Annotated in this window: 12 protein-coding genes; 11 read left to right on the forward strand and 1 reads right to left on the reverse strand. The window is 68.6% G+C overall.

The genetic code is table 11. The features are described from left to right. Positions 1-5: 5 nt before the first annotated feature. From I6H87_RS22435 to I6H87_RS22470, 8 genes are all read left to right on the forward strand, one after another. Complete coding sequence (locus tag I6H87_RS22435) at positions 6-860, forward strand: IclR family transcriptional regulator (protein WP_041688341.1); 855 nt, start codon at positions 6-8, stop codon at positions 858-860. A 5-nt stretch (positions 861-865) separates the two neighbouring features. Then, positions 866-1,669 carry an SDR family oxidoreductase gene (locus I6H87_RS22440; protein ID WP_011616778.1) on the forward strand — a complete coding sequence of 268 codons (804 nt, stop codon included), beginning with the start codon at positions 866-868 and terminating at the stop codon, positions 1,667-1,669. Beyond that, positions 1,662-3,377, forward strand: coding sequence for a thiamine pyrophosphate-binding protein (locus I6H87_RS22445; protein ID WP_011616779.1), 1,716 nt, complete (start codon positions 1,662-1,664; stop codon positions 3,375-3,377). The genes I6H87_RS22440 and I6H87_RS22445 overlap by 8 nt, the downstream gene beginning before the upstream one ends. 12 nt (positions 3,378-3,389) lie before the next feature. After that, positions 3,390-4,190 carry an aspartate dehydrogenase gene (locus tag I6H87_RS22450; RefSeq protein WP_010811682.1) on the forward strand — a complete coding sequence of 267 codons (801 nt, stop codon included), beginning with the start codon at positions 3,390-3,392 and terminating at the stop codon, positions 4,188-4,190. 41 nt (positions 4,191-4,231) lie between these two features. Further along, complete coding sequence (locus I6H87_RS22455; protein ID WP_010811681.1) at positions 4,232-5,710, forward strand: aldehyde dehydrogenase; 1,479 nt, start codon at positions 4,232-4,234, stop codon at positions 5,708-5,710. A gap of 23 nt (positions 5,711-5,733) precedes the next feature. Beyond that, the gene (locus tag I6H87_RS22460) at positions 5,734-6,708 is read left to right on the forward strand and encodes a VOC family protein (protein WP_011616780.1); all 975 of its coding nucleotides are present in this window, start codon (positions 5,734-5,736) and stop codon (positions 6,706-6,708) included. A gap of 26 nt (positions 6,709-6,734) precedes the next feature. After that, the gene (locus I6H87_RS22465; protein ID WP_010811679.1) at positions 6,735-7,691 is read left to right on the forward strand and encodes a PDR/VanB family oxidoreductase; all 957 of its coding nucleotides are present in this window, start codon (positions 6,735-6,737) and stop codon (positions 7,689-7,691) included. A gap of 374 nt (positions 7,692-8,065) precedes the next feature. Further along, complete coding sequence (locus I6H87_RS22470) at positions 8,066-9,373, forward strand: MFS transporter (protein WP_231881505.1); 1,308 nt, start codon at positions 8,066-8,068, stop codon at positions 9,371-9,373. Between the two features lie 61 nt (positions 9,374-9,434). Here I6H87_RS22470 and I6H87_RS22475 read toward each other — a convergent pair whose 3' ends face one another. Further along, entirely contained in the window at positions 9,435-9,953 is a 519-nt protein-coding gene (locus I6H87_RS22475; protein WP_010811677.1) for a MarR family winged helix-turn-helix transcriptional regulator, read from the reverse strand. A gap of 322 nt (positions 9,954-10,275) precedes the next feature. Between I6H87_RS22475 and I6H87_RS22480 the strand changes: the two genes are divergently transcribed. Genes I6H87_RS22480 through I6H87_RS22490 form a run of 3 tightly spaced genes read left to right on the forward strand, consistent with a single transcriptional unit; the run spans position 10,276 to position 14,468 of the window. Beyond that, positions 10,276-11,268 carry a Bug family tripartite tricarboxylate transporter substrate binding protein gene (locus I6H87_RS22480; protein WP_011616781.1) on the forward strand — a complete coding sequence of 331 codons (993 nt, stop codon included), beginning with the start codon at positions 10,276-10,278 and terminating at the stop codon, positions 11,266-11,268. Between the two features lie 49 nt (positions 11,269-11,317). Further along, complete coding sequence (locus tag I6H87_RS22485) at positions 11,318-13,609, forward strand: xanthine dehydrogenase family protein molybdopterin-binding subunit (RefSeq protein WP_011616782.1); 2,292 nt, start codon at positions 11,318-11,320, stop codon at positions 13,607-13,609. Next, positions 13,602-14,468, forward strand: a complete 867-nt coding sequence (locus tag I6H87_RS22490; protein ID WP_010811674.1) for an FAD binding domain-containing protein — start codon at positions 13,602-13,604, stop codon at positions 14,466-14,468. The genes I6H87_RS22485 and I6H87_RS22490 overlap by 8 nt, the downstream gene beginning before the upstream one ends.

The raw sequence follows: 14,468 nt of genomic DNA on the forward strand, positions 1-14,468 counted from the left end.
AAGCCATGAGCAGCAACCCCATCCCGGCCACGTCCGCCGCCAGCGAAACCCCGGACAAGTACATCGTCCCGGGCCTGGAGCGCGGCCTGCGCCTGCTGAGCGAGTTCAGCAGCAAGGACCGCACCATGTCGGCAGCGGAACTGGCGCGCCGCCTGAAGGTGCCGCGCTCGACCGTGTTCCGCCTGCTGGCCACGCTGGAAATGCTGGGCTTTGTCGAGCGCGCCGATGGCGGCCGGGATTTCCGGCTGGGCATGGCCGTGCTGCGCCTGGGGTTTGAATACCTGGCGTCGCTGGAGCTGACCGAGCTGGGCCGCCCGCTGCTGGAGCGGCTGCGCGACGAGATCGGCTATCCCAGCAACCTGGTGGTGCGCGACGGGCGTTCGATCGTCTACGTGGCCAAGGCGGTGTCGCCGCGGCCGTTTGCCAGCTCGGTCAACGTCGGCACGCGCCTGCCCGCGCATGCCACGGTGCTGGGGCGCGTGCTGCTGGAAGACCTGTCGCTGGCGGAGCTGCGCACGCTGTACCCGGAGACGCAGCTTGCGGTGTTTTCCGAGAGCACGCCGCGCACCGTCGACGAGCTGCACGAGATCGTGCAGCGCGACCGCGAGCGCGGCTACGTGCTGCAGGAAGGCTTTTTCGAAGCCAGCATTTCCACCATCGCCGCGCCCGTGCGCGACCGCACCGGCAAGGTGGTGGCGGCGTTGGGCGCCACCATCCCCGCCGCGCATATCGATCCGGCGCAACTGGATGCGATGGTGGAGAAGGTCAGGGATACCGCGGGCGAGTTGTCGCGCCTGCTCGACTACCGCCCGTCGCTGCGCAGCAGCGGCGCCAAGGTGGTGAATCTGTATCGGGAGTGAGGACAATGTCCATGATTGAACTCGGCGGCAAGGTTGCCGTCGTCACCGGCGGGTCCTCCGGCATCGGGCTGGCGACCGTCGAGCTGCTGCTCGAAGCGGGCGCCGCCGTGGCCATGTGCGGCCGCGACGAGAACCGACTGCGCAGCGCCGAAGCGCAGCTGCGCGAGAAATTCCCCGGGTGCCGGCTCCATGCCGCCACCTGCGACGTGCTCAAGCCTGAACAGGTCGCCGCCTTTGCCGCTGCCGTGCAGGCCACGCTGGGCAACGTCGACATGCTGGTCAACAACGCCGGCCAGGGCCGTGTCTCCACCTTCGCCAACACCGAGGACGCGGCCTGGATGGAAGAACTGCAGCTCAAGTTCTTCTCCGTGATCCACCCGACGCGCGCGTTCCTGCCGCAGCTTGAGAAGTCAGGCCAGGGCGCCATCGTCTGCGTCAACTCGCTGCTGGCGCAGCAGCCGGAGCCGCACATGGTGGCGACTTCCGCCGCGCGTGCCGGCGTGCTCAACCTGGTGCGCTCGATGGCCACCGAGTTTGCGCCCAAGGGCGTCCGCGTCAACGGCATCCTGATCGGCCTGGTCGAATCGGGCCAGTGGCGCCGCCGCTTCGAGGCGCGCCCTGAAGCAGACCGCCACCTGGACTGGGCCGCATGGACCGCGCGCCTGGCCCAGCAGAAACATATTCCCCTTGGCCGCCTGGGCCTGCCGGTCGAGGCAGCCCGCGCCATCCTGTTCCTTGCCTCGCCGTTGTCTTCGTACACCACGGGCAGCCATATCGATATCTCCGGAGGACACTCCCGTCATGCCTAATCAACAACAGTACGAGCAACAGCAGGTCACCGTCGGTTGCGCCATCACGGCGTTTCTCGAGCAGTGCGGCGTCAAGGCCGCCTTCGGCGTGATCTCGATCCACAATATGCCGATCCTCGACGCCATGGGCGAGCGCGGCAAGATCCGCTTCGTGCCGGCGCGCGGCGAAGCGGGCGGCACCAATATGGCCGATGCCTATGCCCGCACCACCGGTGGCCTGGGCGTGTGCCTGACCAGCACCGGCACCGCCGCGGGCAACGCCGCCGGCGCCATGGTCGAAGCGCTGACCGCCGGCACGCCGATGCTGCATATCACCGGCCAGATCGAAACGCCTTACCTGGACCAGAGCCTCGCCTACATCCACGAAGCGCCGGACCAGCTCACCATGCTCAAGGCCGTGTCCAAGGCCGCCTTCCGCATCCGCAGCGCCGACACCGCCATCAGCACCATCAAGCTGGCCGTGCAGACCGCACTGACGGCGCCGACCGGCCCGGTCAGCGTGGAGATCCCCATCGACATCCAGGCCGCGCTGATCGAGATGCCGGCCGACCTGCAGCCGCTGCCGGTGCCGCAGCACGTGCCGTCGGCACATGCGCTGGACGCGCTGGCCGAGCGCCTGGCCAAGGCCAAGCGCCCGCTGCTGTGGCTGGGCGGCGGTGCGCGCCACGCCAGCAAGCAGGTGCAGCGCCTGCTGGACCTGGGCTTCGGCGTGGTCACCAGCACGCAAGGCCGCGGCATCGTGCCGGAAGACGATCCCCGTTCGCTGGGCGCCTACAACCTGCATAAGCCGGTCGAGGCCTTCTACCAGACCTGCGACGCGATGCTGGTGGTGGGCTCGCGCCTGCGCGGCAATGAAACCCTGAAGTACGAACTGAAGCTGCCGCGCCCGCTGCTGCGCATCGACGCCGACCCGGCCGCCGAAGGCCGCTGCTACCTGAGCGACTACTTTGTCAGCGGCGACGCCGCGCTGGCGCTGGACGCCCTGGCGGATCGGCTTGAAAAGCGCATGCAGATCGACCCGGCCTTCGCCGCCGACCTGCGCCGCGCCCATGACACCGCCGTCAACAGCCTGGTCGACGGCCTGGGCCCGTACTCGGCGCTGGTGCAGGCGCTGCAGGGCGCGGTCGGCCGCAGCTTCAACTGGGTGCGCGACGTGACCGTGTCGAACAGCACCTGGGGCAACCGCCATCTGCGCATCTTCGATTCGCGTGCCGGCGTGCATGCGCTGGGCGGCGGCATCGGCCAGGGCCTGGCGATGGGCATCGGCGCCGCGATCGGTGCTGCGGCGACCGCTTCGGGCAAGAAGACCTTCACGCTGGCCGGCGACGGCGGTTTTATCCTGAACCTGGGCGAACTGGCCACCGCGGTGCAGGAACGCGCCGACATGGTGATCGTGCTGATGAACGACAAGGGCTACGGCGTGATCAAGAACATCCAGGACGCCCAGTACGGCGGCCGCCGCCACTACGTGGACCTGCATACCCCGGACTACGCCACGCTGGCCAAGTCGCTGTCGCTGCGCCATGCGCGCGTGAGCAACCTGGCCGAGGTCGGCGCCGCGCTGGAAGCGGCCACGGTCGAGTCGGGCCCGTTCCTGCTGGAGATCGACATGCTGTCGATCGGTTCCTTCAAGACCATCTTCGCCGGCCCCCCGGTGAACAAGGACAACGAAGAGCCGGCGCGCGAACAAACCACTGTCACCGCCTGAGGGAGACCGGAGATGCTGCATGTGTCCATGGTTGGCTGCGGCGCGATCGGCCGCGGCGTGATGGAATTGCTCAAGAGCGATCCCGAGGTGGTGTTCGACGTGGTGATCGTGCCGGAGCACACGATGGACGAGGCCCGCGACGCGGTCACCGCGCTGGCGCCGGGCGCCCGCGTGGCGACGCACCTGGACGACCAGCGTCCCGACCTGCTGGTCGAGTGCGCCGGCCACCATGCGCTGGAAGAGCACATCGTGCCGGCGCTGGAACGCGGCATCCCGTGCATGGTGGTGTCGGTGGGCGCGCTGTCCGAGCCCGGCATGGCCGAGCGGCTGGAAGCGGCCGCGCGCCGCGGCGGCACCCAGGTGCAGCTGTTGTCAGGTGCGATCGGCGCGATCGATGCGCTGGCCGCGGCGCGTGTCGGCGGGCTGGACGAAGTCATCTACACCGGCCGCAAGCCGGCTCGCGCCTGGGCCGGCACGCCGGCCGAGCAGCTCTTCGACCTGGATGCGCTGACCGAGGCGACCGTGATCTTCGAAGGCACGGCCCGCGACGCGGCGCGTCTGTATCCCAAGAACGCCAACGTGGCCGCCACGGTGTCGCTGGCAGGCTTGGGGCTGGACCGCACCTCGGTCAAGCTGCTGGCCGACCCGCATGCGGTGGAGAACGTGCACCACGTGGAAGCGCGCGGCGCCTTCGGCGGCTTCGAGCTGACGATGCGCGGCAAGCCGCTGGCGGCCAATCCCAAGACTTCCGCGCTGACCGTGTTCAGCGTGGTGCGCGCACTGGGAAACCGGGCGCACGCGGTATCGATCTAGTCCCGGCAGCCAACGCCCCACAGACTTAGCAGGCAACGACAATGAAGACGCAAGAAGTACTCCCCATCTGCATCGCGGGCGAATGGCGCCTGGGGACCGGCGACCGCTATGGCACCCGCTATCCGGCTACCGGCGAAGTGGTGGCAGAACTGAACGCCGCCAGCCTGGCGGACGTGGAAGAAGCGGTGCAGGGCGCCCATCAGGCCTTCCTCACCAGCGGCTGGGCCCAACGCAAGCCGCATGAGCGCGCCGCCGTGCTGTACCGCGTGGCCGAGCTGATCCGCGCCCAGGGCGAGCAGCTGGCCCAGCGCCAGCGCCTGGACAACGGCAAGCCGATCAGCGAGACGCGCGCCCTGGTGGCCAGCGCCGCCGGCACCTTCCAGTTCTTTGCCGCCGCCTGCGAGACGCTGGAAGAAACCATCACGCCGCAGCGCGGCGACTGCCTGACCATGAGCGTGTACGAGCCGATGGGCGTGGTTGCGGCGATCACGCCGTGGAACTCGCCGATCGCCAGCGAGGCGCAGAAGATGGCGCCCGCGCTCGCCGCCGGCAACGCCGTGGTGGTCAAGCCCGCCGAGGTCACGCCGCTGATGGCGCTGGAGCTGGCGCGCATCTGCGAAGAGGCCGGCGTGCCCAAGGGCCTGCTCAGCGTGCTGCCCGGCAAGGGTTCGGTCATCGGCGACGCCATCACCAAGCATCCGCTGGTGCGCCGCGTGTCGTTCACCGGCGGCACCACCACCGGCAAGCACATCGCCCATATCGCCGCCGACAAGATGATGCCGGTGTCGCTGGAACTGGGCGGCAAGTCGCCGACCATGGTGTTCGACGATGCCGACCTGGACCACGCGGTCAACGGCGTGCTGTACGGCATCTTCAGCTCGTCGGGCGAGTCGTGCATCGCCGGCTCGCGCCTGTTCGTGGCGCGCTCGCAGTACGAGGCCTTTATCGACCGCCTGGCCGCGGGCGCCGCGCACCTGCGCGTGGGCGACCCCGCCGACGAGCGTACCCAGATGGGCCCGCTGATTACCGACCGCCACCGCGACAGCATCGAGTCGTACGTGGCCGCCGGCGTGGAAGAGGGCGGCCAGCTGCGCACCGGCGGCCTGCGCCCAGACGTGGCCGGCCTGCCCAACGGCTATTTCTACACGCCGACCATCATCGAAGGGCTGGATAACAACGCCCGCATCTGCCAGGAAGAGATCTTCGGGCCGGTGCTGGTCGCAATCCCGTTCGACGACGAGGATGACCTGATCGCGCAGGCCAACGACAGCGTCTATGCGCTTGCCGCGGGCATCTGGACGCGCGACTACAAGCGCGCCTGGCGCGTGGCACGCGCCGTGCAGGCGGGCAATGTGTGGATCAACACCTACAAGCAATTCTCGATCGCGACGCCGTTCGGCGGCTGGCGCGACAGCGGCCTGGGCCGCGAGAAGGGGCGGCTTGGCATCCTGCAGTACATGGAGCAGAAGAGCGTGTACTGGGGTCTGAACGAACAACCGCTGCCGTGGGCCAACCACTGAACCCGGCAGGCTGGAGAGAAGCAATGATCAAGGTATTGGGGATCGACGAGATCGTCTACGGCGCGGATGACTTTGACGCCTGCCGTGGCTTTTTCACCGACTGGGGCCTGGCCATCAAGCGCGACGATGCGCAGGGCCTGGATTTTGAAACGCTGAACGGCTGCCGCGTGCTGGTGCGCCGCATCGACGATGCCACGCTGCCGCCCGCGATCGAGGCCGGCCCGACGCTGCGCGAAGTGGTGTGGGGCGTCGAGTCACAGGCCTCGCTGGACCAGCTCGCCAAGGCAATCGCTGATGCACCGGGCTTCGTGAAGCAAGGCGAGGGCGATACGCTGCGCGTGGGCTGCACCGATCCGAACGGCCTGGCCGTGCGTTTCCAGGTCACCCGCAAGCATGACGTGCAGGTCGAATGCGCGCTGATGAACACGTGGAACGACAAGCCGCGCCTGAACCAGCGCAGCCCGATCTACGACCATGCCACCCCGATCGAAGTGGGCCACGTGGTGTTCTTCGTCAAGGACGTCAAGGCCACTGAGCGCTTCTATGTCGAGAAGTTCGGCTTCGTGCCGTCGGACCGCTACCCGGACCGCGGCGCCTTCCTGCGCTGCACGCCCGAAGGCGGCCACCACGACCTGTTCCTGCTGCAGCTGCCGGAACCGAAGAGCGGCCTGAATCACGTCGCCTTCACCGTGCGCGACATCCACGAAGTCTTCGGCGGCGGCATGCATGTCTCGCGCAAGGGCTGGGATACGCAGCTCGGCCCGGGCCGGCACCCGATCTCGTCGGCCTACTTCTGGTACTTCAAGAACCCGGCCGGCGGCCTGATCGAGTACTACGCCGACGAAGACCAGCTCGACGAACACTGGGAGCCGCGCGCTTTCGAGCCGGGCCCGACCATGTTCGCCGAATGGGCGATCGAAGGCGGCATCGACGGCAACACCCGCCGCCAGAAGAACGCGGGCGGACCGGCAGGCAAGTTCCTGACCGAGAAGCGGTAAGTCAGCAGCAATCGAAGGAAGCAGCAATGAGTGCCCACCAGTCCCTGACCCTGCGCGTCCACGCCATGCGCTATGAAGCGCGCGGCGTGGTCAGCATCGAACTGCAAGATCCCGAAGGGAAGACCCTGCCCGAGTACAGCCCGGGCGCCCATATCGACCTGCACCTGGGCAACGGCCTGGTGCGCAGCTACTCGCTGTGCGGCGCGCCCGAAGCGCGCCGGCGCTATACCGTGGGCGTGCTGCTGGACCGCGGCAGCCGCGGCGGTTCGCGCTACGTGCATGAGCAGCTGCGCGTGGGCGCCACGCTGACCGTGGGGGCGCCGCGCAACAACTTCGAGCTGGACGAAAGCGCCGCGCACACCGTGCTGGTCGCCGGCGGCATCGGCGTCACGCCGATCGTCTGCATGGCGCGCCGCCTGGCCGAGCTGGGCAGGTCGTTCACGCTGATCTACTGCGCCCGTTCGCGTGCCGAGGCCGCATTCGTCGAACAGCTGTCGGCCCATGGCGATGCCGTGCACTTTCACTTCGACGACGAGGCCGGCGTGCCGCCGGACCTGAACGCGATGCTGGCCGGCCAGGAGGTGCAGACGCACTTCTACTGCTGCGGCCCCGGTCCGATGCTGAAGGCGTTCGAGGCTGCCTGCGAAGCGCATGGCTACCCGAACGTGCATATCGAGCGCTTTGCCGCCGACCCCTCGACCGAGGCGGTGCAGGAGGGCGAGTACACCGTGTCGCTGTCGCGCACCGGCACCACCGTCAAGGTGCCGTCCGGCAAGTCGCTGCTGGACGCACTGCTCGATGCCGGCGTGCAGATGGACTACAGCTGCCGCGAAGGCGTGTGCGGCTCGTGCGAGACCGCGGTGCTGGAAGGTTGCCCCGATCATCGCGACAGCGTGCTCAGCAACAGCGAGCGCGCCAGCAACAAGACCATGATGGTGTGCGTGTCGGGGTGCAAGGGCAGCAAGCTGGTGCTGGACTTGTAATTTCGCGATTGTGTTCTCCCCTCTCCCGCGCGCGGGAGAGGGGCGGGAGAGAGGGCCAGCGCACGCCGTAGCCGATGCGCTGTCGAATCCCGACTGCCTCTTCCCAGGCCGCCGGGCAAGCCGCGGCATCTGCCGTTATCAAGTGCCTGCCCTCTCCCCCGGCCCCTCTCCCGCAAGCGGGAGAGGGGAGCAACCCCCGAAGAATCAAACCGAGAAGCCCCGTGTTAACCCAGAGACAAGACGCAGCGTCCCCCGGCGCACCGGTGGCCGCCACCGCAGGTATCGTGACCACGGCCGACAGCGCCGGCCAGAGCGCGGCGGCGGCCCGCAGCGGCCCGCTCACGCGCGGCAATATCGTTGCCCGCATCGAGCGCATGCCGGGCAATGCCATGCATATCCGCGCCCGGCTGCTGATCGGCCTGGCCACCTTCTTCGATGGCTTCGACGTCATCGCCATCGCAGCCACGCTGCCGCTGCTGATCGCGCAGTGGTCGCTGACGCCGGGCCAGATCGGCGTGCTGATCGCTGCGCCTTCGGTCGGCCAGCTGGTCGGCGCGCTGCTGTTCCCGGGGCTGGCCGAGCGCTTCGGCCGGCTGCGCTCGATCGGCTGGAGCGCGGGCATCATCGGCCTGATGAGCATTGCCTGCGGCTTCGCGCCGTCGTTCGAGATCTTCTTGCTGCTGCGCATCGTGCAGGGCCTCGGCCTTGGCGGTGAGCTGCCGGTGGCCGCCACCTATATCAACGAAGTCACGCGCGCGCATGGCCGTGGGCGCTTCGTGCTGCTGTACGAGGTGGTGTTCCCGATCGGCCTGATGGTGTCCAACGGCGTTGGCGCCTGGCTGGTGCCGCACTACGGCTGGGAGGTGATGTACTTCATCGGCGGCGTGCCGCTGGTGCTGTTCTTCATCCTGCGCCGCGTGATCCCGGAATCGCCACGCTGGCTGGCGGAGAAAGGCCGTCTTGAAGAAGCCGATGCCGCACTGCGTGCGTTCGAGGCGCGCGCCAAGGATCCGCTGCCGCCGCCGGTCAATGCCGGCAGCTACGACCGCATGACCCAGCACCCGCGCCGGCGCGTGCGTGACCTGGTCAGCAAGGCCTACCTCGGCCGCACGCTGGCGGTATGGATGCTGTGGGCAACCTGCGGCTTTATCCAGTACGGGCTGTCGACGTGGCTGCCCACGGTCTACAAGACCGTCTACCACGCGCCGCTGCAGCTGGCGCTGAACCTTGCCGCCGGCGCCTCGGTGCTGGGCGTGGTCGGCTCGCTGGTGTGCGCGATGATTGTCGACAAGGTGGGCCGCAAGCCGGTGATCAACGTGTCGTTCCTGCTGTGCGCGCTGTCGCTGGTGCTGGCGGGGGTGTTCCACGCTTCGAACGTGTATGTGGTAGCGACCTTCTGCGCGCTGGCGATGGGCTTCCTGGCCAGCGGCTTTATCACCGCCTATGTTTACACGCCCGAGTTGTACCCGACCAGCGTCCGCGCGATGGGCTGCGGCCTGGGCGGCGCCTGGCTGAAGCTGGCGGCGATCTTCGCGCCTGGCCTGATCGCCAGCACCATTGGCAGCGGCAACCTCAGCGTCGCCTTCTTCGCGCTGTCCGTGGTGCCGGCGCTGGCGGCTGTCACCGTGCATTTCCTTGGCATCGAGACCAAGGGGCGGGTGCTGGAAGAACTGGAGGTCTGAACGGGCGTGCTGGTCCCGTTCCCTTCGGGCCGCCCCGCAATCCGGGTGCGGCACTTTTTCTTTATTCCTGCGTGCGCAACAGCTTGCGCAGCCCCTGGTAAACCGCTTCCCGCTCCTCCGGCGACAACTGCCGGATCACCTGCGCCTGCCCCCGCCGCGCCAGCGGCATCACCTGGTCGTGCAGCGCGGCACCGGCTTCACTGATCGCGCAGATCAGCTTCTTGCGCGGCGTGTTGCCGGCTGAGGTCAGCCGCACCAATCCCCGATCCTCCAGCAGCCGCAGCGTGCGGCTCACCAGCGCCTTGTCCGAGGTCGACTGGGTCACCAGCTCGGCAAACGGCAGTTCGCGCGCGTGCGCCAGCAGCGCCAGGATGCGCCACTCCGGCACGGTCAGGCCGAACTGTTCCGCATAGGGCTTGGTCACCGTGCTGCGCAGCGCGGTGACCAGCTGGCTCAGCATCGTGGTCAGGAAATTGTCGACGGTCAGGCCGCTGCCGGCCTCGTCGAGGTCGGTCCACGGGCTGGTGTTGTCGGTGTCTGGCGCGGGCTGGCCGTTGGCGGGCGCGGCGTCACGGGGCATGCGTTCCTCTTGGTCAGGGTCTGCCGGCCGCGGAGTTCGGGCCGGTTGGCGGGCCCGATTGTCTCACAGGCGCTCGCCAATTCCGCCACCGGGTGTCGCTTTCGTGTCATGCAAGAGAATTAAGCAAACTAAATCATGTCAATAGGTATTTAACGTAAGTTGAGTTGTCAATATTGGCGACATAGGATTATCAATGTTCCTGGTGTGAACGTACGTTTTACTAATAAAACAACCGAAAGTGTTGTAACCCGAGCCAACCCTGTTTTCGCGGTGCGCACAACAGCCCACTCCAACCGCGAATGCGCCCCCACAGGAGCTGTTGATGAGACACGAACGCCCCCGCCGCCTTTTCCTTGCAGCCACTGCCATGGCCGCGCTTGCGCTTGCCGCGGGCAGCGCGCTGGCCACCGCCGCGTATCCGGCCAAGACCGTGACCATGGTCGTGGCCTATCCGCCTGGCGGCGACACCGACGCCATGGCCCGGCTCTATGCCGACAAGCTGTCGGCGCGCCTGAAGCAGCCGGTCATCGTCGAGAACCGCCCCGGTGCCGGCGGCGTGGTCGGCGCCAGCTTCGTCAGCCGCGCGCCGGCGGACGGCTACACGCTGCTGTACACGCCCAACCCTTTCACGCTGGCGCCGATGGTGCTCAAGCTGGCGCCGTCGGCCAGCTATGACCCGCTGCACGGCTTCACCCCCGTGATCCAGACCGCGGTGCAGGCGGTGCTGCTGGTGGCCAACCCGCAGGCCGGCATCAAGACCGTCGGCGAGATGATTGCCGTGGCCAGGGGCGGCAAGACGCTGACCTATGGCAGCCCGGGCGCGGGTTCGCCGATGCACATCGCCGGCGAGATGCTCAACCGCGCCGCGGGCGTGAAGATCCAGCACGTGCCGTACAAGGGCGTGGCGCCGGCGGTCAACGACGTGGTGGCGGGGCACGTGAACTTTGCCTACGTCACGCTGGGTCCGGTGGCGCAGTACATCAACACCGGCCGGCTGATCCCGCTGGCGATCACGGACGCAAAGCGCTCGCCGCTGCTGCCCAACGTGCCGACGCTGGCCGAGCTCGGCTACAAGGACGTGGTGGTCGGCGCCTGGCATGGCGTGATGGCGCCCAAGGGCACGCCGCCCGAGGTGGTCAAGGTGCTGAACCAGCAGCTCAACGACGTGCTGCGCCTGCCGGACGTGACCGAGAAGATGGCCACCTTCGGCGCCAGCCCGGTGGGCGGCGCCCCGGCCGCGCTGGAAAAGGTCAACGCGGCCGACTACGAGCGGCTGGGCAAGGTGATCCGCGACCTCGCGATCACGGCGGAATGACGCAGGGCAGCGCATCGCGTTCATGCAACCAGACAAGCAGGAGGCCGGCATGAGCAAGGCCATCGTGGGAAGCTCCACGCCGCAGGTGACCGCGCGGGAAAAGGTCATGGGGCGCGCGCAGTATGCCGGCGACATCAAGTTGCCCGGCATGCTGCATGCCAAGGTGCTGCGCAGCCCACACCCGCATGCGCGCATCGTGCGCATCGACACCTCCGCGGCGAAGGCGCTGCCCGGCGTCAAGCTGGTGGTGACCGGGCACGATGTGCCCGCCCGCAACTGGGGCCCGCACCGCAAGGAGCAGCGCATCCTGGCCTGCGGCGTGGTGCGCCACGTCGGCGAGGAAGTGGCCGCGGTGGTGGCGGTCAGCGAGGAGATCGCGCGTGATGCGCTGGACCTGGTCCGCATCGAGTACGAGGCGCTGCCCGCGCTGCTGACGCCGGAAGCGGCGCTGGCCGATGGCGCGCCCGAGATCCATGCCGGCACGCGCAATATCGGCCATGAGATGCACATCGTGCGGGGCGACGTGGATGCCGCGTTCGAAGCCTGCGCCGCAGTGTATGAGGCCACCTACGACATGCACTCGCAGTACCCGGGCTACCTTGAGCCGATGGCCTCGGTGGCGGCGCAGGACGGCAACGGGCGGCTCACGCTGTGGGCCTCGACCCAGTCCGTGTTCCTGGCGCGCGCGCGGCTGGCCGAGGCGCTGGACCGGCCGGTCTCGACCATCCGCGTGGTGCAGGCGACCACCGGCGGCGGCTTCGGCGCCAAGATCGTCGAGGAGAACAACAGCCTGATCTGCGCCTTCCTGGCCAGCCGGCTGGAGCGCCCGGTGCGGCTGGTCAACAACCGGCTGGAAGACTTCCAGGGCGCGCGCGCCAGCGTGCCGATGAAAGTGTGGCTGCGCATGGGGCTGTCCGCAGACGGCGTGATCCTGGCCAAGGATGTGCGCATCGCGGCCGAATGCGGCGCCTACTCCGGGCTTGCCGGTGATGTGATGCACGTCACCGCCATGCGCAGCGACAACATGCACCGCGTGCAGAACGTGCGCTCGCATGCGGTCATGGCCTATACCAACAACCCGCCGCGCGGCGCCTTCCGCGGCTTTGGCGGGCAGCAGATGCAGTTTCCGCTGAACTGCCACCTGACCGTGCTGGCCGGCATGCTCGGCATGGACCCGGTGGAGGTGCACAAGCGCAATGCGATCGGCGCGGGCGAGACCAGCGTGCATGGCTGGAAGATCAGCAGCACCGGCATGGCCGAGTGCCTGGAAATGACCCGCAAGGCCATCGGCTGGGACGAGAAGCGCGCCGCGCCGCGCGGCACCGGCACGCGCCGGCGCGGCGTGGGCATTGCCGCGGCCATGCACGTCAGCGGCAACCGCACGCTGGGCAACTGGGACGGCTCGACCATCCTGCTCAAGATCAACGAGGACGGGCGCGCGATGCTGCAGACCAGCGAGTGCGACATGGGGCAGGGCGCCAACACCATGCTCAGCCAGATCTGCGCGCAGGAGCTCGGCATCCCGCTGTCGCACGTGACCGTGATGGCGCCGGATACCGATACCGCGCCGTTCTGCCTGGGCTCGCTGGCGTCGCGCGTGACCATCATCGCCGGCAATGCGTTGCTGCGTGCCGCGCGCGAGGCGCGCCAGAAACTGCTGGCACTCGCGGCGGAGAAGCTTGGCGTGGACGCGGAACAACTGGCGATTGCCGATGGCCGCATCGCCGCGCCGGGCCAGCCCGACAAGTCCGCCACGCTGGCGGAGATCGCGCGGCTGCATATCTTCCGCCACGGCGGCGAGGGCATCCACGTGCGCGCCACCTATGACGCGCCCACGGTGATGCACGACGCCGACTACTACGGCAACGTCGCGCCCGCGCACTCCTTCGCGGCACAGGCGGTGGAAGTGGAAGTCGACACCAGCACCGGCCAGGTCACCGTGATCGACAGCTTTGTCGCCGACGACTGCGGCAAGGCCATCAACCCGCTCGCCGTGCACGGCCAGACCCACGGCGCGACCGTGCAGGCGATCGGCTGGACCCTGTACGAGAACCTGCAATACGAGGATGGCCGCCTGATGAACGGCAACTTTGCCGACTACACCATGCCGACCGCCGACGCGGTGCCGATGCTGCGCACCGACGTGGTGGAATCGAACGACCCCAACGGCCCCTATGGCGCCAAGGGCGCCAGCGAAACCGCGATCCTGCCGGGCGCGGCGGCGATCGCCAATGCCGTCTTCGACGCCGTGGGCGTGCGCATCCAGTCGCTGCCGATCACGCCGGAGAAGGTGCTGGCGGGCCTGCGCGAACTGAAGCAGAAGGAGGCCGTCCATGCGTGACTTTGCCTTCCTTGAGCCGGCCACCGTGGCCGAGGCCAGCCAGATGCTGGCCGAGCTGGGCGACAGTTGCCGCATCCTTGCCGGCGGCACCGCGCTGATGCTCGGCATGCGCCAGCGCATGCTGACGCCTGGCCACCTGGTCTCGCTGGGCCGGCTCAAGGCGCTGCGCGGCATCACCTTCGATGCGCGCGAGGGCCTGCGCATCGGCGCGCTGACGCTGCATGCCGAGGTAGCGCGCTCGCCGCTGGTGCAGGCGCACTACCCGATGCTGGCCAGCATGGCCTCGCGCGTGGCCAATCCGCAGGTGCGCAACCAGGGCACCATCGGCGGCAACCTCTGCTATGCCGACCCCGCCACCGATCCGCCCGGCTGCCTGATGGCGCTGGGCGCGCGGATCGTGGTCAGCGGCCGAGGCGGCGAGCGCGAGATCGATATCGAGGACTTCCTGGTCGACTACTACGTCACGGCACTGGCGCCGGACGAGATCGTCACGCAGATCCGCGTGCCGGCGCCGGGTGCCGGCGCCGATGGCCGCTATGCGCGTTTCCTGCGCACCGCCGCCGAGCACCGGCCGCTCGCCAGCGTGGCACTGGCGGTGCGGCGCGAGGGCGCGTTCTGCGTCGAGGCGCGGCTGGCGGTGGGCGCGTCCACGCCGATCCCGGCCCGGCTGCGCCGCGCCGAAGCGCTGCTGGCCGGCAAGGCCGTCACCGCGGAACTAGCCGAGGAGACGGCCGCCATTGTCGCCGCGGACATCAACGCGGTCTCGGACATGCGCGGGTCCGAAAGCTACCGGCGCGAGATGGTGCGGGTAGTCGCGCGCCGCACCATTGCCGAGCTGTTCGGCGTGGCATCGGAGTAA

The sequence above is a fragment of the Cupriavidus necator genome (assembly GCF_016127575.1).
In the GTDB taxonomy this organism is placed as follows: Bacteria; Pseudomonadota; Gammaproteobacteria; order Burkholderiales; family Burkholderiaceae; genus Cupriavidus; species Cupriavidus necator_D.